The organism is Pontibacter sp. E15-1 (assembly GCF_022601975.1).
Lineage (GTDB): Bacteria > Bacteroidota > Bacteroidia > Cytophagales > Hymenobacteraceae > Pontibacter.
Genome location: NZ_JAKVIR010000001.1, coordinates 24,588 through 48,246, shown reverse-complemented (window position 1 = coordinate 48,246; position 23,659 = coordinate 24,588). Strand labels below are relative to the sequence as shown.

14 protein-coding genes are annotated in these 23,659 nt (G+C 54.9%); all 14 read left to right on the top strand.

The annotated features are described in order from the left end of the window. Positions 1-131 precede the first annotated feature (131 nt). The 14 genes from MKJ04_RS00190 (at position 132) to fbp (ending at position 23,021) form a co-directional block, all read left to right on the top strand. The gene (locus tag MKJ04_RS00190; protein WP_241638120.1) at positions 132-2,504 is read left to right on the top strand and encodes a polysaccharide lyase 6 family protein; all 2,373 of its coding nucleotides are present in this window, start codon (positions 132-134) and stop codon (positions 2,502-2,504) included. Beyond that, entirely contained in the window at positions 2,505-4,727 is a 2,223-nt protein-coding gene (locus tag MKJ04_RS00185; protein WP_241638118.1) for a heparinase II/III family protein, read from the top strand. Positions 4,728-4,731: 4 nt separating this feature from the next. Continuing rightward, on the top strand, positions 4,732-5,091 hold the full coding sequence (locus tag MKJ04_RS00180; protein ID WP_241638116.1) for a cupin domain-containing protein: 360 nt from the start codon (positions 4,732-4,734) through the stop codon (positions 5,089-5,091). Further along, on the top strand, positions 5,088-6,383 hold the full coding sequence (locus MKJ04_RS00175; protein WP_241638115.1) for an MFS transporter: 1,296 nt from the start codon (positions 5,088-5,090) through the stop codon (positions 6,381-6,383). Before MKJ04_RS00180 ends, MKJ04_RS00175 begins: the two co-directional genes overlap by 4 nt. Positions 6,384-6,431: 48 nt before the next feature. Then, positions 6,432-7,199, top strand: a complete 768-nt coding sequence (locus tag MKJ04_RS00170) for an SDR family NAD(P)-dependent oxidoreductase (RefSeq protein ID WP_241638113.1) — start codon at positions 6,432-6,434, stop codon at positions 7,197-7,199. A 152-nt stretch (positions 7,200-7,351) separates the two neighbouring features. Next, positions 7,352-8,377: a sugar kinase gene (locus MKJ04_RS00165; protein ID WP_241638111.1), complete on the top strand. Its 1,026-nt coding sequence runs from the start codon at positions 7,352-7,354 to the stop codon at positions 8,375-8,377. A gap of 9 nt (positions 8,378-8,386) precedes the next feature. Continuing rightward, positions 8,387-9,067: a bifunctional 4-hydroxy-2-oxoglutarate aldolase/2-dehydro-3-deoxy-phosphogluconate aldolase gene (locus tag MKJ04_RS00160; RefSeq protein WP_241638109.1), complete on the top strand. Its 681-nt coding sequence runs from the start codon at positions 8,387-8,389 to the stop codon at positions 9,065-9,067. 290 nt (positions 9,068-9,357) lie between these two features. Beyond that, on the top strand, positions 9,358-12,492 hold the full coding sequence (locus MKJ04_RS00155; protein ID WP_241638107.1) for a SusC/RagA family TonB-linked outer membrane protein: 3,135 nt from the start codon (positions 9,358-9,360) through the stop codon (positions 12,490-12,492). A gap of 11 nt (positions 12,493-12,503) precedes the next feature. After that, a complete protein-coding gene (locus MKJ04_RS00150) occupies positions 12,504-14,018 on the top strand; it encodes a RagB/SusD family nutrient uptake outer membrane protein (RefSeq protein WP_241638105.1) in 1,515 nt (504 codons plus the stop codon). Positions 14,019-14,076: 58 nt separating this feature from the next. Then, the gene (locus MKJ04_RS00145; RefSeq protein ID WP_241638103.1) at positions 14,077-15,576 is read left to right on the top strand and encodes an IPT/TIG domain-containing protein; all 1,500 of its coding nucleotides are present in this window, start codon (positions 14,077-14,079) and stop codon (positions 15,574-15,576) included. A gap of 40 nt (positions 15,577-15,616) precedes the next feature. Next, positions 15,617-16,963 carry a polysaccharide lyase 6 family protein gene (locus tag MKJ04_RS00140; protein ID WP_241638101.1) on the top strand — a complete coding sequence of 449 codons (1,347 nt, stop codon included), beginning with the start codon at positions 15,617-15,619 and terminating at the stop codon, positions 16,961-16,963. An 81-nt stretch (positions 16,964-17,044) separates the two neighbouring features. Next, a complete protein-coding gene (locus tag MKJ04_RS00135; RefSeq protein WP_241638099.1) occupies positions 17,045-19,270 on the top strand; it encodes an alginate lyase family protein in 2,226 nt (741 codons plus the stop codon). A 79-nt stretch (positions 19,271-19,349) separates the two neighbouring features. Continuing rightward, a complete protein-coding gene (locus MKJ04_RS00130) occupies positions 19,350-21,716 on the top strand; it encodes a heparinase II/III family protein (RefSeq protein ID WP_241638097.1) in 2,367 nt (788 codons plus the stop codon). Positions 21,717-22,007: 291 nt separating this feature from the next. Continuing rightward, a complete protein-coding gene (gene fbp / locus MKJ04_RS00125; RefSeq protein ID WP_241638095.1) occupies positions 22,008-23,021 on the top strand; it encodes a class 1 fructose-bisphosphatase in 1,014 nt (337 codons plus the stop codon). The last annotated feature ends 638 nt before the right edge of the window (positions 23,022-23,659 follow it).

The following is a 23,659-nucleotide window of genomic DNA, read 5'->3' as shown; positions in this document are numbered from 1 at the left end:
AACCAAAAATGTGTACCTTAGTGGAATAGCTGCCAGCACATTACGGATTGCCAAAGAAAGTAAGTGCGGGCGCAATCACCAGAGGGAAACAGATTGAGTGCCGCTTCTGAATAGCATTTATAGATAAACACATGAAAAAGCTGATCCTTATACTTATACAAACTGCGCTAACGGTAGCATCCTGCAGCACAGCACAGGTAAGTACGCCGTCCGCTGGCAGCGCTGCTGTCAGCCAAAGCACGTTTGCAGCTGCCGTGGCTGCGGCCCAGCCCGGGGATACCATGCGCATGGCGGCGGGCAGCTGGACAGATGCTCGCCTGGTGTTTGAGGCGAGAGGAACAGCAGACAAGCCTATTGTGCTGATGGCGGAAAAGCCGGGTGCGGTTAGGTTAGAGGGGAAATCAAGTCTGAAGATTGCCGGGGAATACCTGGTGGTGTCGGGGTTGGTGTTTGTAAACGGGCACACGCCGGATGATGCGGTAATCTCCTTTAGAAAGGACAAGGATAACCTGGCCAACAACTGCCGGGTAACCGCCTGTGTGATTGATGGCTATAACCAGGAAGACCGGTTCAAGAGCGACTATTGGGTAGAGCTCTACGGGCGAAACAACCGCGTGGACCATACCTACCTGAACAACAAACTCAACAGCGGGGTGACGCTGGTGGTCAGGCTGAACAGCGAGGCGAGCCAGCAAAATCACCACCGCATAGACCATAACTATTTTGGCGAACGGCCGCGGCTGGGTTCCAACGGGGGCGAGACAATGCGTATCGGCACATCCACGTTTTCGCTAACCTCCAGCCATACCATCGTGGAGAACAATTACTTCTACCGCTGCAACGGCGAGGTAGAGGTGGTTTCCGTCAAGTCCGGCGACAACATCATCCGCAACAACACCTTTTATGAGTCGGAGGGGGTGCTGGCGCTGCGCCACGGCAACAACAACCTCGTGGAAGGCAACTACTTTATAGGTAACAACCGGAGAAATACGGGGGGCATCCGCGTGATCAACGCAGGCCATACCATCCGGAACAACTACTTTCAGGGTTTGGAGGGCGACCGGTTCTTTTCTGCGCTGGGGGTGATGAACGGCGTGCCGAACTCCTCCATCAACCGCTACCACCAGGTGAAGGACGTGCTGATTGAAGACAATGCCTTTATCAACTGCGCCAACGTAACGTTTGGGGTTGGCAGCGACAACGAGCGGACCGCCGTTCCGCAGAATGTCAAGGTCCGGCACAATATCTTCTACAACCCAGGCTCCGAAACGGTTTTCAAGGCCCTGGACGACATCAGCGGCGTCACGTTTGCAGATAATAAGGTGGTCACGGCTTCAGCAAGCTTCAAGGAGAAAGGGTTTGAGCGCGTAAAGCTTTCCCTTTCCAAAAACGCTCAAGGGCTGTGGGCATCGGCAGATGGCACACTTGCCCCGGCATTGCCGGCCGATGCCGCCACAACCGGCGTGAGCTGGTATACACCGGAAAAAGCGCGGGCAACGCAAATCATTACAAAGGTTACACGCGCAGCAAACGCGCTGGAGAAAGCCGTTTTGAACTCCACGGAGGGCGATATAATCGAGCTGCAGGAGGCTGGGGAGTATGTGATCAACCAGACGCTGACACTGCCGCATACGCTAACCATACGCGCAAAAGCGGGCCTTTCCTCCCGGCCGGTAGTGAATATGGCCTATAACGATTCCGGAATGGCGCTGCTCAGTATCCAGAAGGGGGGAAGCATCCGGGTGGAGGGGATTGCTTTCAACGGTTTCTCGGAGGGGGGTATCGCGGAAAACGCCATTCGCACCAGCACCAAACCCATGATCAGGCACTACAACCTCTTTGTAGACAACTGCGCATTTTACGGCTTTAACGAGTCCAGCGCAGGTGCTTTCCGGGCATACCAAAGCACTTTTGCCGACACCATTTCTTTCACCAACTCCACTTTTCAGGATATATCCGGCGTGGCGATCAACCTGGCTGCCGAAAAAGAGGACAAAGGGAAGTATAACGCCGAGTCCGTGACGATCAGCAACTGCCTTTTTGATGCCGTGATGGGCAGTGCCCTGGACCTATACCGGGGTGGCAACGATGAGAGCACCGCCGGGCCCTTTCTGACGGTAGACCATTGCACCTTCAACCAGGTCAATAACACAGAGCTTGGTTCGGTGCTGCGCCTGATCGGGGTGCAGTGGGCGGAGGTGCGCAACAGCATTTTCAGCGACAGCGGCAAAGGGGGCAGGGCCGTGCTGTTCGAGAGCTCGCGGTGGGCGCATAACAAAATCGACTACTGTAACCTGTACCGCTCCGGCAAAATTGAATCCTTCTACAACGACGTGACCGGGAAACACATGTTTGCCGTGAAGCCGGAATACACAGCCCCCGAAAAGGGCAACTTTCAGCTGAAGCCAGGCGCTACGCTGCTCGGGAAAGGCAGCGACGGAAAGCCGCTCGGTGCCCTCTGGAATAACGGATTCCTCAGTTCAAACGAAAAAAACCTATACTAGATGACGGTAGTTCAACAGTTCTTCAAGGCTTGTTTTGTGATGGTTGCGATTCTCGCAGGTATGGCGCAGACGCCGCTCCGGGCCCAGGGCCAGCAGCAGTACCCACGGCTCATCCTGACGCCGGACGGGGTTGCAGCCATCAAAAGCACCCTGGGAAACGCGCCCTTGCTCACTTCCTCGTTCCGGGAGATGAAAGAAAGCACCGACCCGCTGCTGAAAGAGGGTATAAACGTGCCAGTGCCCAAAGATGCGGGCGGCGGGTTTACGCACGAGCAGCACAAGCGCAACTACAAGGCCATGCACCAGGCAGGCGTGCTCTTTCAGGTGACCGGAGAGGAGAAGTACCTGCAGTACGTGAAGGATATGCTGAACGCTTATGCTAAGCTATACCCAACCCTCGGCCTGCACCCGGAGCGCAAAGAGCAATCGCCGGGCAAGCTGTTCTGGCAGAGCCTCAACGACTGCGTGTGGCTAGTGTATACCATACAGGCCTACGACGCCATCAAAGGCAAGCTGAGCCAGCAGGAAATACAGCATCTGGAGAAAAACGTGTTTTTCCCGGCCGCCCGGTTCCTGTCCGAAGAGTCGGCCGAGACCTTTAACAAGATCCACAACCATGGCACCTGGGCCGTTGCGGCCGTGGGTATGACCGGGTATGTGACTGGGAATCAGGAGTTGGTGAAGCAGGCGCTCTACGGCCTGGACCAGAAAGGCAACGGCGGTTTTATGGCGCAGCTGGACCAGCTGTTCTCGCCGGACGGCTACTATACCGAGGGCCCATACTACCAGCGGTATGCGCTGATGCCCTTCGTGGTGTTTGCCCAGGCCATCGCCAACAACGAGCCGCAACGCAAGATCTTCGACTACCGCGACGGCATCCTGCTGAAGGCCATCCGAACCGGTATCCAGCTTACCTATGCCAACAAGTTCTTCCCGTTCAACGACGCGATCAAGGAGAAAGACCTCAGCTCGATAGAGCTGGTGTATGCCACCGACATTGCCTATGCCCATACCCAGGACAAGGGGTTTCTGTCGATCGCCGAAAAGCAGCAGGAGGTCATCCTCTCAGGCGAAGGCGTGCAGGTGGCCCGGGCGCTGGCAGACAAACAGGCGCAGCCCTTCGCTTTCCGCTCGCTTGAGCTGCGCGATGGGGCAAAGGGAACCGAGGGCGCTGTTGGCGTGCTTCGCTCCGGGAAAAATGCAAAAGACGAGGCGTTGGTGATGAAGTATACCTCGCAGGGGATGGGGCACGGCCATTACGACAAGCTCTCGTGGATGTTCTACGACAACGGCACCGAGATCGTGCAGGATTACGGGGCGGCCCGCTACCTTAACGTGGAGGCGAAGTATGGCGGGCATTACCTGCCGGAAAACAAGACATGGGCCAAGCAAACAGTGGCACACAACACGGTGCTGGTGAACGAGGAAAGCCATTTCAAGGGCGACTATGACGTGTCGATGAAGTCGTTCCCAACATCCCGCTTTTTCGATGCGTCCAAAGAAGACATCCAGGTGATGTCTGCCGAGATAAAGGAGGTATACCCTGGGGTGGATTTTACCCGCACCATGGCCATGATCCGGGATGAGGCTTTTGAGTACCCGGTGGTGCTGGACGTGTTTGAGGTGCGCTCCAAACAGCCGCAGCAGCAGTATGATTTGCCCCTATACTACCAGGGGCAGTTGATGGACACCAACGTGAAGGTGCAGAGCAACAGTAAGCAGCTGCAGGCGGTGGGGCAGGCAAACGGGTATGAGCATTTATGGCAGGTAGCCCAGGGCCCGGTTCCGGCGGGCACGGCGCAGGTCACCTGGCTCAACGGCGACAGATTTTATACCTACTCCACGATCGGGAGCGAGAACACGGAAATGCTCTTCACGCGCATCGGCGCCAACGACCCGAACTTCAACCTCCGCAACGAGCCGGGCCTGATCCTCCGGAAAAAGAACATCACAGCACCGGTCGTATTCGTCTCGCTGCTAGAGCCCCATGGCGAGTCCAATGCCCGGGAGGAGTATACCAGGCAGGCCAACAGCCAGATAAAGTCGTTGCGCCTGGAAGAGCAGAACGGGGTGAAGATCATCTGGATCGAGACAAAAAAAGGAGACGTGCGGGCCTTTGCGCTTGCCGCCGACCCGGCGGGCAAGGCAAAGCACAAAGTGAAAACCCAGGCAACCACCCTCACCTGGAACGGCCCATATACCTATTTGAAACTAAAAAAATAAAGATATGCAGCAGCAAAGTCAAGAGTACCTGTTTGGTCAGGAGTTGGAATGGGAAACAGTAGCCCCGGGCGTGAAGCGCCAGTTGATGGGGTATGACGGAACCATTCTGATGGCGAAAGTTATGTTCGAGGCGGGAAGTGTGGGGACGGTGCACGAGCACTTCCATGCCCAGGCGACCTACGTGGTAAGCGGTGCCTTTGAGGTGGAGATAGACGGCGAGAAGAAAGTACTGCGCACAGGCGACGGGTTTTATATCCCCCCGCATGTATACCACGGCGCGGTTTGCCAGGAAGCGGGCGTGCTCATCGATGTGTTCAGCCCCGCCCGGGAAGATTTTTTAAAACCTGAAACGCCAACACCATGAAAGTAAAAGGCTTAAGATGGGTTATAGTAAGCCTGGTAGGCACGGCTACTGTAATCAATTACATCGACAGAAACGCCCTGGCCGTGATGTGGCCCGGAATTGCCGCAGACCTGGACCTGGGCAAAGAGGACTATGCCCTGATCCTTTCCTTTTTTATGGTGGCCTATGCGGTAGGGCAGTCTGCCTTCGGCAAGATATTCGACAGCCTGGGCACCAGGGCCGGGTTTTTACTGTCCATTGTCATCTGGTCGGCCTCTATCGCCCTGCACGCTGTGGCTAAGTCAGTCACTTCCTTCGGGATTTTCAGGTTTACGCTGGGCTTCGGTGAGGCTGGCAACTGGCCGGGTGCCACCAAGAGTAATGCCGAGTGGTTCCCGATCCGGGAGCGGGCCTTTGCCCAGGGCATCTTCAACTCGGGCGCATCCATCGGTGCCGTCGTGTCCGCGCCAATCATCGCTTTGCTCTACGTGGCTGTGGGGTGGCGGGCCACATTTGTACTGATCGCCGGACTGGGCGCCATCTGGATCATCCCCTGGCTGATTATATACAAAGCGCCTCCGGCCACGCATCCCTGGCTGACAGAGGAGGAGCGGCAGTACATCCTGTCGGGGCAGAAGGCAGTGGAAAACCCGAATGAGCCGGCAGACGACTATGCGCCGGGCTGGTTAGAGATGCTGCGCTACCGCCAGAGCTGGGCCGTGATCGCAACGCGGTTTTTCATAGACCCGGTTTGGTGGCTGTTTGTGTCCTGGCTCCCCATTTACCTGGCCGACAGGTTTGGCTTCGACGTGAAGCAGATAGGTTTCTTTGCCTGGGTGCCCTACGTGGGGGCCGCCATCGGCAGCCTTTTCGGAGGCTGGCTGGCCGGCTACTGGCTCAGAAACGGCTGGAGTGTTGACCGGACACGCAAGGTGATCATCACGTTAGGGGGCGTTATCATGCTGCCTGCCCTGATCTTAACCGCGTTCGCCGCTACGCCTCTAACTGCTGTGTTGCTGATTGCCGTCATCCTGTTCGGGTTTCAGATCGCCATCGGCAACATCCAGACCCTGCCCAGCGACTTTTTCTCGGGCAAATCGGTGGGCTCATTGGCCGGTGTCAGTGGTTCAGCTGCCATCCTGGGCACTCTCATCACTACGTGGTTGGTGCCCGTGATCACAGTCGACTCCTATGTGCCCTTCTTTGTGCTGGGGGCCGTGCTGGTTCCGGTGGCCATACTGGCGGTATGGGTGTTGAGCGGAGAGATTAAGCCGATCACGCTGAAATCAAAACAAGAAACAGTACTAAACTAATTTTGCAATAAATAATTTATAACACTCCTAATTAAATCATAAAGGACAATGGAAAATCAATCTGAAAATAGAGTAGCTGTCATAACGGGTGCCACAGGAGGTATTGGGTTTGAGGTGGCAAAAAGGTTAGGTAAAGATAATTTTACTGTAATCTTAAATGGTATCGATGAAAAAGCTGGGGCTGAGAAGGTCGAAGAGCTGCGTAAAGAAGGCATCAAAGCAGAATTTTATGGTTTTGATGTTACCAATGAGGATGAGGTGAACGGCAATTTTAATAGAATTGGCGAAAACTATGGTAGAATCGATGTCTTGGTAAATAATGCCGGAGGACTAGGGGGTAGGTCAAGATTTGAAGAAATGACTACTGAGTTCTACAGGAAAGTGATGGCGCTAAACCTTGATTCAGTGTTTTTTACCTCAAGAGCGGCCATCCCTTATCTTAAAAAAGGAGAAAATGCTTCGATAATCAATTACACGTCAAACGCAGGGTGGAATGCTGGCGGACCTGGAGCGGGTATCTATGGCACTTCGAAAGCCGGGGTTCATGCCATAACCAGAGCACTAGCTAAAGATTTAGCCGAATACGGCATCAGAGTAAATGCCGTGTCTCCTGGTACCATAGATACGCCCTTCCACGCCCAAATCAAATCCACCAAGCCTGAGGTTTTCGCTTCATGGAAGGACAATATTATGCTGGGGAGGTTAGGCAAGCCCGAAGAGGTGGCTTCTGTTGTGGCTTTTTTGGCTAGTAAAGATGCATCGTTTATTACCGCCGAGACAATACAAGTAGGTGGTGGACAGGCTCTTGGTATATAAAATACTTTGAGAATCAGTATCAGACTATTGTAATAAAAGACATTGTGAGTTTAGAAGGAAAACTAGCTACAGCAACTGGAGGTGGTCGTGCTATTGGCACCAACATCGACATTACTGGTGGTGTTTTCTGCTCATAATTAACATAAAGCCTTATGAAAAAAGTAGCCTGCTTTGGGGAAGTGATGCTGCGGCTTTCCACCCCCGGAAACAAGCTGTTCGGACAGTCCGCTAATTTTAACGCGTGTTATGGAGGTGCTGAGGCCAATGTCGCGGTCTCATTGGCTACTTTTGGCATACCCGCCTCCCTGGTTAGCCGGGTGCCGGCCAACGACTTAGGCGAGTGTGTGCTGCAGGAGCTGCGCAGGCACGGCGTGGGTACGCAAGGGGTATACACCGGAGGCGACCGCCTTGGGGTATACTTTCTGGAAAGCGGCGCAGGCTTTAGGTCCAGCAAAGTGATCTACGACCGGGCACATTCCGCCTTTGCGGAGCTAAAGCCAGGTATGATCGATTGGGAGGCGCAGCTTGCCGGGCACGACTGGTTTCACTGGTCGGGCATTACGCCGGCCGTATCGCAGGGGGCCGCAGACGCGTGCCTGGAGGGTATAAAAGTAGCCCACAGCCTGGGCCTAACCGTATCCTGCGACCTCAATTACAGAAGCAAATTGTGGCGGTATGGGGTTTCTCCCCAAGCTATTATGGCGGAGCTCATGGCCTATACCCACGTGGTGCTGGCCAACCCCGACGACGCCCGGCATTATTTCGGTATAGCGGCATCGGGTTATCACATCGATGACCCAGCCTACAACGAGGCAGTGTTACGGCAGCTGGTGCAGGCCTTCCCACAGATCAAAACCGCCGTATCCACCCTGCGCCGCACCGTAAATGCCAGCCATAACTCCTGGGGAGGGCTGTTGCTGCAGGACGGGGAGGCATACACCTCGCCCACCTATGAGTTGAACCCGATTATTGACCGGGTTGGCGGCGGCGACTCCTTTATGGCAGGGCTGATTTATGGCCTGCTAAATTTCGAAAATGATGCACAGAAAGCCCTGAACTACGCCGTGGCGGCTTCGGCCCTGAAACACAGCATAGAAGGGGACGCGAATTTGGTAAAAGCTGCAGATGTGCTGCACATGCTGGAGGGCGCCTCTGTGGCGGCCCGGGTATCCCGTTAAAAAAACAAAATGGCAAGAAAAACAAGAATAGACGTGGCCCTGACCATGGAGGCGACCGGCCTGATCCCCCTGTTTTACCAGGCAGACGCGGCGGTAGGCAAGAAAATACTGGACAGCTGCTATGCCGGTGGCGCCCGGGTGATCGAGTTTACAAACAGAGGGGACTTCGCGCACGAGGTGTTCGCCGAACTGGTGAAGCATGCCCACGCGGCGCTGCCGGGCCTTATCCTCGGGATCGGGTCGGTGACAGATGCCGGCACGGCGGCGCTTTATATGCAACTCGGCGCAGAGTTCATCGTCACCCCCGTGCTTCGGGAAGATATCGCGATTGCGTGCAACCGCAGAAAAGTGCTGTGGTTGCCTGGTTGCCAGACCTTAACCGAAATTTCAAAGGCAGAAGAACTGGGAGCGGAGATTGTGAAGCTTTTCCCGGGAGAGAGTATAAACCCCGCCTTTATCGCCGCCATCAAAGGCCCCTGCCCCTGGACCAAGGTGATGCCCACAGGGGGCGTAGCCATGGACCCGGAAAGCCTGGCAACCTGGTTCAAGGCCGGTGTCACTTGCGTGGGGGCTGGCTCGAAGCTGATAAAGGCCACAGCTGGCGAATACGATTACAAGGCCATCGAACAATCTGTTTCGGAGGCATTGCAGCATATCAAAATTATCCGCGGAGCGCGCGTTTCAGGCTAATCAAAACCAGGTCAGCCACTTGCAAAAAAGCCTCAGAAACGGCGCAATTGCAGAAAACCGCCCAATTCAGTAAGTAAGTACTAAATCACTTTGTAAAATAATAAAGAAATAAACCTACTCAACGCTGGGATATTTAAAAAATCATCCTTATATTGGTTAACCAATTAATAGTATACCAATCAATCGCTTCTGTGTGAAACTGAATTAATCTTAAAACACCTATAGAAATGCAAAACTTGTTACATCCAAAAGCCGAAAGGGGGCCAGCGCTAAGCGTTCTGCTAGTGCTCATGCTCCTTCTTTTAAATTCCGCTTACAGCTTCGGCCAAAGTGCCCCGGGCGACCAGGCGGGAAAAGTTGTTACCGGCAAGGTGACAGACACCGGTGGTGAGCCGTTGCCAGGTGTCACGGTAATGGTGCAGGGCACAGCCACAGGCACCGTGACCGGGGCGGATGGGGCGTTTGAGATTAAGGCAGCTTCCGGAAATACGCTGGTCTTTCGCTACATCGGCTTTAAGAGCAGCGAGGTGCCAGTGGCAGACAAGGCCGTGGTAGACGTGGTGCTGCAATCCGACATGACCCAGCTGGAAGAAGTAGTGGTGGTGGGGTATGGCGAGCAGAAAAAATCGCACCTGACGGGCTCTGTGGCCAGGCTGGAGAACAAAAACATGGAGCAGATAGCCGTCTCGCGGGTTGACCAGGCCATGCAGGGCCAGATTGCCGGTGTGAAAGTGCAGAACACCACCTCCGAGGTAGGCGAAGCCCCGGAGATCAGTATCAGAGGGGTGAGTTCCATCAGCGCGGGCAGTTCTCCGCTGGTGGTGGTAGACGGCTACCCGACCAACGACGGCCTTGAGTTTGTGAACGCGGCCAGCATTGCGTCTATCGAGGTGCTGAAGGACGCCAGCTCTACGGCCATCTATGGCTCGAGGGGAGCGAACGGCGTGATTTTGGTCACTACCAAAGAGGGCAAGGAAAATCAGCCGAGCTATAATTTTCAATCCTCCTTCGGTGTGAAATCCTTTTATAAGAAAGAGGATGTGATGGACGCGTACGAATACACGGACATGCTGCTCCGGGAAAACCAACTGATTGAAAACGCGAAGGCGACAAGAGAAAACAGGGAGGCCAAGGTGCTTGATTTTTCATCGCGTGAAAGAATGATGCGCCTGATTGCCGACAACTCCGGGGTGACTGACTGGCAGGACGAGGCGACACGCGACATAACGACCATGAAAAGCTACCTGATGAACGTGTCTGGCGGCGGAAGCAACATCAATTACTTTATCTCGGGCCAGTATGTGGACGACCAGGGCATGCTAAAGGACAATACCCTGGAGCGCTTTAACCTATCTGCCAAGGTAAATGCCAAGCTCAACAAAAAAGTGCGGATCGGGCTTGACCTGAAACCGACTTATACCACAAACCGCAAGTCGTCGGTGCCCTACGCGGACTTTACCCGGACGCACACCTGGTCGCCGGTGCGGCACAACGCCTATACCTCTGCGGCCACAGGCTACGGCATCGGGGAGTATGCCCACGGCCGGCATTACCGAAACATCGCCTTGACCTATACCGATGCGGAGGGCAACGAGCAGACCGTGACAAACTCCAACATCTGGGGAACGGGCAACAACAATCCGATTTCGCGTATGGAAAACGAGTGGCGCGTGCAGGACGATTACCGCCTGGTGGCCAACTCCTACCTGCAATGGGATATCATCAAAAACCTGCGCTTCAAGACCACGCTGGGTACCTACATCAAGTACCGCGACTTTGACAGATGGCGCAACTCCGAGGCCGACGACTCTGGTCTGCGGCTGTCGTCTAACAGCACCCTGCTCTCCAAAGACATCCTTAACGAGAACACATTGAACTATAACTGGGAGAAAGCCAAGCACAGCATCAACGCGCTGGGGGGCTTTACCTATCAGTACACAGACTACAAGTATTCTTCGCTCGAAGGATCGCAGCAGCCAACTGACTATGTGCCGACCGTGAATGCGGCCACCACCATCAACCTGGCCAACACCTATACCCTGAAAGAGGAGGATGCGCTTATCTCGTATCTGGGGCGCGTGAACTATGCCTACGATGACCGGTACCTGTTGTCGGTGGCGATGCGGACAGACGGTTCATCGCGGTTCGGCGACGAGCGCAAGTATGGCTGGTTCCCTTCGGCCTCCCTGGGCTGGAACATCGCAAACGAGGCTTTCTGGGCCGACAAGCTGAATGCCGTGAACCAGTTTAAGATGCGCTTCAGCGTGGGCCTGACGGGCAATAACAACATCGACAACTACGTGAACGTGAATACATTGTCTGGAGCGAACTACGTGTTTGGCGACGGCATTGGCAGCGTGGCGCAGGGCCTGGGGCAGATCAACGAGACGATATCGAACGACGCGATCACGTGGGAGAAAACGCTGGAGTTTGACTATGGCATAGACCTCGGCTTCTTCTCGAACCGGCTGTCGCTCACGGCAGACTATTACCAGTCCGTGACGCAGGATTTGCTGTACATGCAGAACATCACGGCCACCTCGGGCTACCGCAATTTCTGGAACAACGTCGGCCGCGTGGAGAACAAGGGAATAGAGCTTTCGCTAAACGCCTTTGCGCTCACCAAGCCGGAGCTGTCCTGGCAGATCGGTGGCAACCTGGCCGCTAACAAGAACAAGCTGCTTTCTGTAGGCGGCGCGGCGCAGTTCATCAACACCGGTGAGCGTGGCGAGCAGTACATCTCGAAAGTAGGGGAGCAGATGGTGCAGTTCTATGGGTATAAAATGATCGGCGTATGGCAGAACCAGGACGAGATCAACGCCAACCCGCACTCCGCCGAAGACGCCCCCGGCGGCATCCGTGTCGCGGACGTGAACAACGACGGTGTGATCGACGCCAAAGACCGCATTGGGCTGGGCAGCCCGTTCCCGGACTTTACCTGGGGCTTCACTAACCGGGTTACCTGGAAGAGCTTTGATCTGAGCATCGTGTTCGAGGGATCCCAGGGAGCTGAGGTGTTCAGCGGAGACGGCTACTATACCGAGACACGCTACCTGCACCACGACTTCACGGACGGACGCTGGTTCAGCCCCGACTACGCTGCCTCCAAGCCACGCGAGAAAAACGGGCGCGACTGGGTGAACACAGATTATCTGGTGCAGGACGCCTCTTACGTGTCGTTGCGCAGCGCCGTGCTTGGCTACAGCGTGCCACAGGCATTCGCGGCCAAAATGAAACTGGAGAACATCAGGGTATACTTCTCGGGCTACAACCTGCTGTACCTGATGGCAGACGACTATACCGGCCTGAACCCAGAAGGGTTGATGACCAGCGGGGTATACCAGTCCCCGCTCATCGTGGGCTACCAGCGTGGGGCATACCCTGTTCAGCGCACGCTTTCTATGGGTGTTGATTTGAAATTTTAAGCTGCAAGACAATGAAAAATATAAACAGAGTAGTAAAGAGCTCAGGCATGTGTGTTTGTATGGTAGTGGCGAGCTTTTTCGTCTCTTCCTGCGAGGAACAACTTGACCTGCATCCCATATCGCAGGTAGAGGAGGGGCGCTTCTATCAAAACGCGCAAGACATAAACCAGGCCCTGATCGCCACTTACAACAGCCTGCACAACATGCAGCAGGATGAATGGGCGCTCACCGAGATCCGCTCCGATAACACCTCCGTGACGCCAAACGCGAGCGTGGCGCGGCACACCACCGTCAGAGACCTGGACCGCTTTGTGGTGAACTCTCTGAACGAATACGTGGAGAATTACTGGCGGTCTGCCTATACCACCATTGCCCTGGCCAACGACGTGCTGGACAACATAGCCGTGGTGAGCGACCCCACGCTGCGCGGACAGTATGAAGGCGAAGCCAGGTTTATGCGCGCCCTGGCGTACTTCAACCTGGTGCGCCTGTGGGGCGGCGTCTTCATCGTGGACCATTCCGTGACAGGCCAGGAGGCGATCAAGAAGGATTACAAGCGCAGCACAGAGGCAGAGGTATACGAGTTCCTGCTGCAGGACCTGGAGCAGGCAACCGGAATGCTGCAGGCCACCGCCGCGAAAGGCCGCGTGACGAAGTGGGCGGCGCAGGCGCTCTGGGCCAAGGCCCTCCTGACCGTGAAAGGCAGTGACCGGGTAAGCAAGGCGGAAACGCTGCTGCGCGAAGTGGCGGCACAAGGCAATTACAACCTGCAGAGCTCCTATGCCTCGGTGTTCGACATCAACAACGAATACAGCAACGAGATCCTGTTTGCGGTGCGCTATACCTCCGGAAACGTGGGGCTGGGGTCGCCGTTTGCCAACCTGTTCGGCCCGGACAACAGCGAGAACTATGTGGTGACGGGCGACGGGGAAGAATACAACTACCCCACCGAGGACATCACTAATACCTATGTGCAGAATGGTGACCAGACAAGAAAAGCAGCCTCTATGGCAGAAACCTGGATCGGCAAGAACGGCAAGGTGAACAACATCAAGTACATCACCAAGTACCTGTCGAAGTTTGCCGTGGAGGAGGATGCGGAAAACGACTGGCCTATCCTGCGCTACTCGGATGTGCTGCTGCTGCTTGCGGAGGCGATTAACGAGAACAACGGCGCGCCAACCGCAGAAGCCATCGGGTATCTGAACAGGGTACACAGCCGCTCCGTGCAGGGCAGCGAGCCCTATACCGCAGAAAACGCCGGCAATTACTACAACTTTATTCTTTCTCTGGCAAAGGAGAGGAGACTGGAGTTCGCCTTTGAGAACCAGCGCTGGTTCGACCTGCTGCGCCTCGGGCTGGCGAAGTCCGTGATGAACGCGCACTTCCAGACAGAGCCATACTATAACAATCCGGAGCAGGGCTTTTTCAGCACCGGCCCCATTGCCGACTGGCAGCTGGTATTGCCGATCCCCCAGTTTGAGATTGATGTGAACCCGAGGGTGACCCAGAATATCGGGTACTAACCCGGAGTTTTCAAGGCAGCCACTTCTGAATTATGTACTTATAAAATCACGTTACTATATGAACAGCGCAATACGATTATACCACGCAGGAGCCCAAAACAAGGTGGTTCAGTTTCTTGTGATGCTACTGCTTTTGTCGTCCTGCTACGGCGAGGAAATAGACCAGACCATGGAGGAGATTCAGGGCGTGAGCCCGGTCATCTCTTCCTTTGAGCCGGAAGTGGCAGATGTGAAGGAGCTGGTCACGGTGTATGGGGAGAACCTCAACTTCGTGGACAGCGCCTACATCGGCGGGGTGCTTTGCCCGATCCAACGCCGGGTAAACAGCAACCAGCTGATCATTCAGGTGGCCCCCGAGGCAAAGGGCGGAAAGATCAGCGTGCTCACGGCGGCTAAAAAAGAGGGCGTCTCTGCCGGCACCATCCAGATAAGCTATCCGGTGCCCGCGGTGCAAAGCGAGCTCTCTGACATCAAGGAAGAGGCTTACGCGAATGATGTGGTCATCCTGGGCGGCACGAAGCTCAACGTGATTGACAAAGTGCTGTTCGGCGGAAAGGAAGCGACCATCGTGTACCAGCGGGAAGCCTCCATGGCCGTGCTGGTGCCCTTGTTCGACAACGATCAGGTGGTGGACATCTCCTATACCTACTTTACACAAACGGGCCGCGAGGAAGTGGCCGTCAAGCGTGGCTTGCAGGTGCTCACGCCTTCGCCGCGCGTAAACAACTGGACACCGCTCCTGATCAAGGGAAAGAGCTATGTGCTGGAAGGGGACAACCTGAACATGGTGGAGAAAGTGTTCATCGGTACTACTGAGGCCACCGTGACCGACAAGCAGGCAGGCTCCCTCTCTTTTGTGGCTGCCGGAAACACTACGGGTAATACCACTATCAAGCTGCAGTATACTGCCAACGGGCAGCAGCAGGTTGTGGAGCATCCGGTCGCCTACATCGCATCCAACGTGGAAACCTACTTTGATTTTGAGGACCAGAGCCTGTCGGCGGTTACCATCGGCAAGTCGGCCTTCACGGTGAGCAGCACAATCAACGGCACGGCCGCACAGCCGGCCTTCCCGGCAGGAAGCGCATATTACCACCTCGAGATGCTTGACGGCACCGGCGATGCAGGCGGAAGCTCTGTCTCTTATATCCGCTTCGATAAGCAGGAAAACTCGTCCTGGACGAGCATGTATACCAACAATGCGGGCGGCCAGCCGGTGCTGCACTTCTGGCTGAACGTGAACAACACCACACCCACCGTCAAGCTATACCTGACCAAGAACGACAGCTACTCGCTGAAACTGAGCAACCTGAGCCCGGAGAAGTACAAGGCAACCTTTGGGGAGGATGGCAAGCAGTGGGCCCTTATCGCTGTGCGGCTTTCAGACCTGGCGCCAACCGTGACGGAGGCAGCCGTGGCCGCAGACAAGTATACCCGCATCAACTTTCTGGTGGATAGCCAAACGAATGTGCCGCTGGAAGTGAACATAGACTGGATTTCGATCACGGATAAAGTGCTGACAGGCGTTGGCGCAGTAGACCTGACAGATGCTTTCTAGAACGGAAGGCCAAAGGCGCTTGAGGTATAAACACATAGTTATGAGACACTATACTAAAGGACTTATACTTGCACTGCTGCTTGGCTGTGCAAGTATAAGCATTGCCTGGAAAGCAAGGGGCACGCGCGTGCTTGTCAGAACGCCTGCCGAGCTGAAGGCCGCTATCTCCAAAGCCCAGCCCGGCGATACGCTGGTGATGGCGAACGGAAAGTGGGAGAATGCCGCCATTCTGTTTCAGGGCCACGGCCAGGCCAACGCCCCCATCGTGCTCACCGCTGAGGAAAAGGGGAAAGTTGTTTTGAGCGGGCAAAGTGAGCTCAGCATCGCGGGCGAATACCTGGAGGTACACGGGCTGCACTTCAAAAACGGAATCGCCCCCTCCAAAAGCATTGTTTCCTTTCGAAAAGACGCTAAGTCGGTGGCGAACAACTGCCGGGTGACCGACTGTGTTATTCAGGATTACAGCAATGTGGGGGAAGATGAGAAATGGGTGAACCTGTACGGCAAAAACAACCGCTTCGACCATAACCTGCTGGAAGGCAAAAAAAGCGAAGGAACGACGCTGGTGGTATGGCTCAGCGACACGGCCAGCCGGGAAAACCGCCACCGCATAGACCATAACTACTTTGGCCACAGGCCCCGGCTGGGACAAAATGGCGGCGAGACCATTCGCATTGGCACCTCAGAGCACTCCATGCATACGTCGCAGACGGTGGTGGAGCAGAACTATTTCTTTAGGTGCGATGGCGAGGCCGAAATCATCTCCATTAAATCAGCGGAGAATGTGATTCAGGACAACGTGTTCTATGAGTCGAAGGGGGCCGTGGTGCTGCGGCACGGTAACAACAACACCATCCGGCAGAATTACTTTATTGGCAACAACGTCAAAGAGACCGGAGGCATCCGCGTCATCAACCAGGGCCATCAGGTATATGGCAACCACTTGCAGGAACTGAACGGAAGCGAGAACAAGTCCAGCCTGGTGGTGATGAACGGCGTGGTGAACTCCCCGCTGAACGGCTACCACCAGGTGCGCGATGTAACGGTCAGAGACAATGTTTTCCTGTTTTGCAGCAGCTGGCAGCTGGGCGTGGGCAGCAGGGCACAGCAAATTCTGCAACCTGAGCGCACGCTGATCTCCGGGAACACCTTTTACAACCCCAGGGTGAAGGCGGTATACGAAATGGCTCACCCCTTGCCGGGCATCACCTTCCGCGAGAACAGGTATAACATCGGGGCTACAACCAGCCTGGAGGGCTTTAAGCGAAGTTCCCAAGCCTATGTAAAAGGAAAAAACGGCATCTGGAAAGAGAAAGGCGCCCCAGACATTGAGCTTCCTGTCACACCAGCGTCGGCAGGACCCACCTGGTATAAGCAAGCTATCTGATTGACAATGCTTACAGTGGCGCGTTGGGGCGCAGACGCAGCGGCATTTTTATAAAATCATCACCCTTCTGACGCACACAGCATGGCGCATAGCTACCGTTTTCTTGTTTTGTTGTTCAGTTTTGTCGTGCTGTGGCAGCAGGGTATGGCCCAGGCGCAGCCAGCATCCAGAGGTACCCATCCATCGCTTGTCCTGACAAAGCAGGGGGTGCAGCAAATCAGGCAGAGCCTCGGGCGGTATCCGTTGTTGGACAGTTCGTATGAGGAGCTGAAAAAGGAAGCTGACAAGGCGCTAAAGGCAAAACTGGACGTGCCCTTTCCACGGGATGCGGGGGGAGGACGCACCCACAGGCAGCATCAGAAGAATTATAAAGCGATGTATGCGGCGGGTATGGTATACCAGATAACAAAGGATGAACGGTATGCCCGGTATGTGAAGGACATGCTGCTGGCGTACGCAAAGATCTATACCATCTTGCCACTGCACCCGGCCGCGACCTCCAAAACACCCGGTAAGCTTTTCTGGCAGAGCCTGAACGACTGTGTGTGGCTGGTGCACACCATCCAGGCTTACGACTGTGTGTATGACTGGCTGGGCAAAGACGACATCACCACCCTGAACAAAGCGCTTTTTTACCCGATGGCAGAGTTTCTTTCCGAAGGGTCAGCCTATTCTTTCAACCGCATCCACAACCATGGCACTTGGGCGGTGGCAGCCGTGGGCATGACCGGGTATGTGACAGGAAAACAGGAGTTGGTGGAGCAAGCGTTGCGCGGGTTAGCGAAAGACGGCAAAGGCGGGTTCCTGGCCCAGCTGGACCAGCTTTTCTCCCCGGACGGCTATTATACCGAAGGGCCCTACTACCAGCGCTATGCCATGATGCCGTTTGTGCTTTTTGCCAAAGCCATCGGGCACCGGCAGCCAGCGCTTAACATTTTCGCTTACCGCGACAGCGTGCTGGTGAAAGCGGTGCAGGCCACGCTGCAGCTTACTTACAAGAACACGTTCTTCCCGTTGAACGATGCGATCAAGGGCGAAGACCTTACCACCGATGAAATGGTGTATGCCGTTGACCTGGTATATGGGTATGCGAAGAACCCCGAATTACTGAGCATCGCAGAAACACAGGGGCGGGTGATTTTGACGGCGGAGGGGGTGGAGATTGCCGCCGCGATCAGCAAAGGACTGGCAGCGCCCTTCAGGTGGCATTCCGTGGTTTTGCGCGACGGGGCCCAGGGAACGGAAGGCGGAATTGGCATTCTGCGGAGCGGCGGTGGGCAGGATCATACCTGCGCCGTGATGAAGTATAGCGCGCATGGCCTGAGCCACGGGCATTATGACAAGCTTTCGCTGCTGCTGTATGATCAGGGGCAGGAGGTTTTGCAGGACTATGGGGCGGTGCGCTTCGTGAATAACCCGGACAAAGACGGCGGCCGCTACTTGCCCGAAAACAAAACGTGGGCGCAGCAAACCGTGGCACACAATACCCTCGTCGTGGACGGGCAGTCGCACTTTGGCGGCGATATCCGTTTGTCGGAGCGCATGGCCCCACGCACACTTTACTTTGACAGCAAGACCCCAGAGGTACAACTTACCGCCGCCATTGCGGAAGGGGCATATCCGGGCGTGACGATGAAGCGCTACGTGGCCATGATCCAGGATTCCGTGCTCGAACACCCGGTGGTGGTGGATGTATTTGACGTTGCCTCGGAGAGCAGCCACCAGTATGATTTGCCCTATTATTACCTGGGCGATATCACGGCCACTACCTTTGAGCGGAAAGCGCTGGGCACGTCTCCTTTGGGCAAAGCCAACGGGTATGAGCACCTGCAACTTACCGCCATCGCAAAGCCCGGCAACCAGCCCGCGCAGGTAACCTGGCAACACAACGGGCTATTTTATACCCTCACCACGGCTTCTACCGCTGCTACCGAAATCCTGTTCACTCGGATTGGCGCTCAGGATCCGGACGACAATTTACGAAAAGAGCCGGGGCTGCTGCTCCGGATACCGGAAGCGAGGCAGCACACCTTTGTATCGGTCATCGAGCCACACGGCAAGCATACTCCGGGTACAAAAGCGACGGGGCAGACTGCCAGTCAGTTGAAGGGGGTTTCGCTGGTGGGCAAATCGACCACCGGAATGGCCCTGGAGATAGCCTTTGCATCTGGCGAGCAGAAAATCCTTTTGCTGGCCACTGGCCCAAATCAGGAAAGCCCCTGCCAGCTAACCCTGGATGGCAAGAACGTACGCTGGTCGGGCACGCACTGGTATGGACCCAGGGCAGCCCTGAAGCAAAATTTATAGGCGATACCTAGCCAGCCAAGCAGTAGCACCAATGAACCCTATGAGACGAAACGCAACTTACCATAACCGCCAAAGAATAATGTATACACCTTCCATCGCCACAGCGCCTCGGCTTAGGTCTTGCCTGGTATTTCGGGTGGCTGCCTTACTGGCGCTGTGTGTGCTGGCAAACCTTGGCAGCGTGGCGGCTCAGGCGCAGGTGCCAGCCGACCGGGTGCTGCGCGACGGAGAACTGTTTACCGTTCTGAAGAAAACGGCTGACCCTGCGCTAACCCAGCTCACGCAACTTTATCAGAAAGGCGGAAAAAGAAATCAGGAGAAAGCTAAAAAGGAACTCGCAAACTACTTCCGGCAAAAAGCCGCGCAGCGCTACTACTTTAACTGGCAGCATTTTGACGATAGGCTGGCGGATTACCTGGCCCGTTTCCCGGATAAGAAGGCTGCCCACCCGGTTAGTGCGCACGGGCACATGGACCTTTATCCGGCCCAGACTAACTGGAAGCTTCCCTTCAAAAATCTGAAAGGGGAAGCGGTGAACGCCTATGCCGTCCGGCACCTGTCGCGCCAGCACAAGGCCCCCGACATGGCCCTCAGCTATTTCATCACCCAGGACGAGCGGTACATCAATTACTTCACGGAGCAGGTAGCCTCCCTCAACACTGCCTTTAATGCCCATAAAGTAGAGACGCTGGAAGACGGTAACGGCACCTACGAGGCCTTCAGGGGCGGCAACCGCATGCTGAACTGGCTGTTTGCCCACCATGCCTTTCTGGCCTCTGACCAGTACTCCGACGATGAGCAGCTCCTGCTGATCCGGACGTTTCTGCACCATGCCGCGTTCCTGTACCGCGAGAACCAGCAGTTTAGCTACGGCAACCACCAGACCAAGGGCATGACGGCCCTGGCGATGATCGCCATCCTTTTCCCGGAGGTTGAGGGAGCGGACAAATGGTATGCCCATGCCATGAAACTATTGGGCGAACACCTGGAGAAAGAGGTGAACCCGGACGGCTTTCAGTTTGAGCGCACCGTGCATTACCATATCGGCGACATCGACAACTACTTTATGGTATACCAACTGGCCCGTAAAAACAACATGCCAGTGGATGCCCAGTGGGCCGCAACCCTGCAGCGCATGTTTACGGCGCTGGCCGCAATTGCGCTGCCCAATAAAAACGGCCCGGTGCTGCAGGACGACACGGATGAACCCTGGGCGACGCAAAACGAGATAGGGGAGGCCATGCTGCTGGGGTACCTGCTTTTCCGAGATCCGGCCTATGGCTACTTCGCGTCTGCCGGCATCAGCAGCGAGTATTACTGGTATACCCCCACAGACCAACTGGATGACCTTAAAAATATACGCACCCAGGCCCCGGCTTTTACCTCCACCGCCCTGCCCGAAACCGGGTATTACGTGATGCGTGACGGGTGGAACCCCGAGGATATGTATATGGTCATCTCCACGGGCGTGTCTAAACAGAAACCCGATCACCAGCACGGCGATGTGTTAGGCGTGCAGGCCTATGCCTATGGGGTGCCGCTGCTGCCCAATTACCAGGTACGGTATTCGCTTCCGGACTTGGAGTTGTTCAAAAACTCGTGGGTGAAAAACGTGGCGCTGGCAGACTCTATGCCGCAGGGCCAGAAATGGAAAGGAAACGAAGGCGGCAGTGGCTTTGGCAAATTCGCGGAATTGCCCCAGGCCAATGTCAAGGTATGGCTCCCTGCCGCTGGGTATGATTTGTTTATCGGCTCGCACAACGGCTTTCAGAAGCAGGCGATCAGGTATACCCGCAAGGTGCTTTTCCTGAAAGATGAATTCTGGATCGTGAAAGACGAATTCCAGAGTCCGGAGGAGCACCGCTACCAGCAGGTATGGCAGGGCAATTACTCCCTGGAAGATGCCCCGGCGTTGGCCAGAGCCAATTTTGGAGACGCCACTGGCCTCGATATCCTCCAGTTAACGCCTGTTAAAGCGTTGTCGCTTGCCGGCAACAATGGCAAGAACAGGGTGGTATACCAGGCCGTGCCTGCCAAAAACTTTACTTACCTGACGGTGCTGCGCCCCTACAAAGGCTATTCCAACCGCATCGCCTCGGCGCAAAGCCCATCTGAAGAAAAGGTGGGAGACTGGCAGGTGTTCGCGCAAAACTATACCGCCAAAGACTCGCAGATACGCCTGGAAGCAGCGCACGGCCTGGCAAAAAAGGGAGCGTTTGTCCTCTTCGGCTGCCGAAGCATACAGCTGCCTGACCTCTCGCTGACGCTGGATGCGCCCCGCGACATTATGCTCGCTCTGGAAGGAGGGACGTTAACCGTTACGTCGCTTAGCGCTGAGGTGATCACACTGACCGCTGGCGGTAAAAAACAGGAGAAGTATACCCTGCCTCCCGCTGGCATCTTGCAGGTGATGGTGAAAACGGTGGCAGCCAATAAACAACCTTAGAGCATGTTTAAAATTCATCTTTTGGGCTGCAAATTGTCCATTAAGGAACCTGACTTCGCCTTTTTATCACCCCATAGCGCTGCTATGCGGCTCAAAAAACGCTTCGCCAGAACCCTTCCTGAACAATTTTCGCTTCCAAAAACGAAATTTAAACATGCTCTTAAACGGTAGCGAAGCCAGGCTCCTTAATGGGCATTTTGCAGCCCATAGTATGAATCATAAACGTGCTCATACCTCTGGCAGGGGAGCATCACAATTTTGCAGTTTCTTGAAAATTAAAAATTAAACGCTATGGATGATCAGTTAGCAATACCTGTAGGCACAACGCTGGACAGGTTCATTATGCGCAAGCAGGAAGAGTTCCCGTATGCCACCGGAGAGCTGTCGCAGTTGCTCCGCGACATCGCCCTGGCCACCAAGATCGTGAACCGGGAGATTAACCGGGCAGGCCTGATCGCCCTGGCGGGCACTTTCGGGCAGCAGAATGTGCAGGGCGAGGAGCAGCAGAAGCTCGACGTGATCGCCAATATCCGCTTTATCCGGGCGCTGCGCAACGGCGGCGAGGTATGCACCGTCATCTCGGAGGAGGAGGACCATCTCATCCAGACGGGCAACACAAACGGAAAGTACATCGTGGCCATCGACCCACTGGATGGCTCCTCCAACATCGACGTGAACGTGGCCATCGGCACGATCTTCTCCGTGTACAGGCGTGTGTCTGAGGCTGGTGACGACGGCACCCTGGCCGACTGCCTGCAGAAAGGCGCCAAACAAGTGGCCGCAGGCTATATCATCTTCGGCTCCTCCACCATGCTGGTGTATACCACTGGCTGCGGCGTGAACGGCTTTACGTATGAGCCTTCGCTCGGTGAGTTCTTCCTCTCGCACCCGCTCATCAGTACCCCGAGAGAGGGGAAGATCTACTCCTGCAACGAGGGCAACATCAGGAGCTTCCCGGAAGGGGTGAGGGCGTATCTGGACTACTGCAAGGAGCAGAATTATACCGGGCGCTACATTGGCTCGCTGGTGGCCGACTTCCACCGCAACCTGCTTAAGGGCGGTATCTACATTTACCCGCCTACCACCAACTACCCGAACGGCAAGCTGCGCCTGGTGTATGAGTGCAACGCGCTGGCTATGATTGTGGAGCAGGCGGGCGGCAAAGCCACAGACGGCTCCGGGCGCATCCTCGACAAAACCCCAACGGAATTGCACCAACGCTGCCCGCTGCTCATCGGCTCCCGCGACATGGTGGACAAAGTGCATAAATTTATGGCGAAAGAGGCCGTGCCTACAGCCGGATAGCCGGTGTAGTGCTCTGATAAAAAAATATTTTGTAAAACCCGGATGTGGTGCGTATAGCTTCTGCTGTATGCACCACATCCGGGTTTGTGCGTTTAGGGTAGGTGCAGCATTCTTTTCCAATGGCTTATATGGAAATCCCGGCTACGTTGTAAGACGGGTGAATCGGCGAAAGGGATATGTTAAAACACGCGTGCCGGAGAACCCCGTTGCTTTTAAGAACGAATCAGAAAAACGAATGGGATTTCATACCGTTAGTTTACTTAAAATATGCAGATAGCAGTGAAAATGTTTTATATATTGTAATTTATATACTTTGATAAGTATAATTATATATCTTGGCGCATTAAATGATTGGTTTTTATACTGTGTGAATAATATGCAATAAGAACTTATGTAATTTTAAGAATTAAAGGCTTACCGAAATGCGTGTACATATTTATTGCGTATTATTTGAGCATTTTATAGCATCCATTGTTCCAAAACATTTCAGGATACCTGATTGTTTTTTAGGTGATGTTATTATTTTTGTTCAATATATATTAAGCATGATGGCGCTTAAATTAAAATAATTTAATATTTGGAATATTATAAATTAGTAGGCGTCATTGGTAATCTTACTCCCTCCCTGGTGAAATCAT

Bases quoted from the DNA above. Each gene is read 5' to 3' on its own strand.
- MKJ04_RS00135 (WP_241638099.1), top strand. From the start codon at position 17,045: ATGGCGCATAGCTACCGTTTTCTTGTTTTGTTGTTCAGTTTTGTCGTG.
- MKJ04_RS00165 (WP_241638111.1), top strand. From the start codon at position 7,352: ATGAAAAAAGTAGCCTGCTTTGGGGAAGTGATGCTGCGGCTTTCCACC.
- MKJ04_RS00160 (WP_241638109.1), top strand. From the start codon at position 8,387: ATGGCAAGAAAAACAAGAATAGACGTGGCCCTGACCATGGAGGCGACC.
- MKJ04_RS00185 (WP_241638118.1), top strand. From the start codon at position 2,505: ATGACGGTAGTTCAACAGTTCTTCAAGGCTTGTTTTGTGATGGTTGCG.
- MKJ04_RS00180 (WP_241638116.1), top strand. From the start codon at position 4,732: ATGCAGCAGCAAAGTCAAGAGTACCTGTTTGGTCAGGAGTTGGAATGG.
- MKJ04_RS00145 (WP_241638103.1), top strand. From the start codon at position 14,077: ATGAACAGCGCAATACGATTATACCACGCAGGAGCCCAAAACAAGGTG.
- MKJ04_RS00130 (WP_241638097.1), top strand. From the start codon at position 19,350: ATGTATACACCTTCCATCGCCACAGCGCCTCGGCTTAGGTCTTGCCTG.
- MKJ04_RS00140 (WP_241638101.1), top strand. From the start codon at position 15,617: ATGAGACACTATACTAAAGGACTTATACTTGCACTGCTGCTTGGCTGT.
- MKJ04_RS00175 (WP_241638115.1), top strand. From the start codon at position 5,088: ATGAAAGTAAAAGGCTTAAGATGGGTTATAGTAAGCCTGGTAGGCACG.
- MKJ04_RS00150 (WP_241638105.1), top strand. From the start codon at position 12,504: ATGAAAAATATAAACAGAGTAGTAAAGAGCTCAGGCATGTGTGTTTGT.
- fbp (WP_241638095.1), top strand. From the start codon at position 22,008: ATGGATGATCAGTTAGCAATACCTGTAGGCACAACGCTGGACAGGTTC.
- MKJ04_RS00190 (WP_241638120.1), top strand. From the start codon at position 132: ATGAAAAAGCTGATCCTTATACTTATACAAACTGCGCTAACGGTAGCA.
- MKJ04_RS00170 (WP_241638113.1), top strand. From the start codon at position 6,432: ATGGAAAATCAATCTGAAAATAGAGTAGCTGTCATAACGGGTGCCACA.
- MKJ04_RS00155 (WP_241638107.1), top strand. From the start codon at position 9,358: ATGCTCCTTCTTTTAAATTCCGCTTACAGCTTCGGCCAAAGTGCCCCG.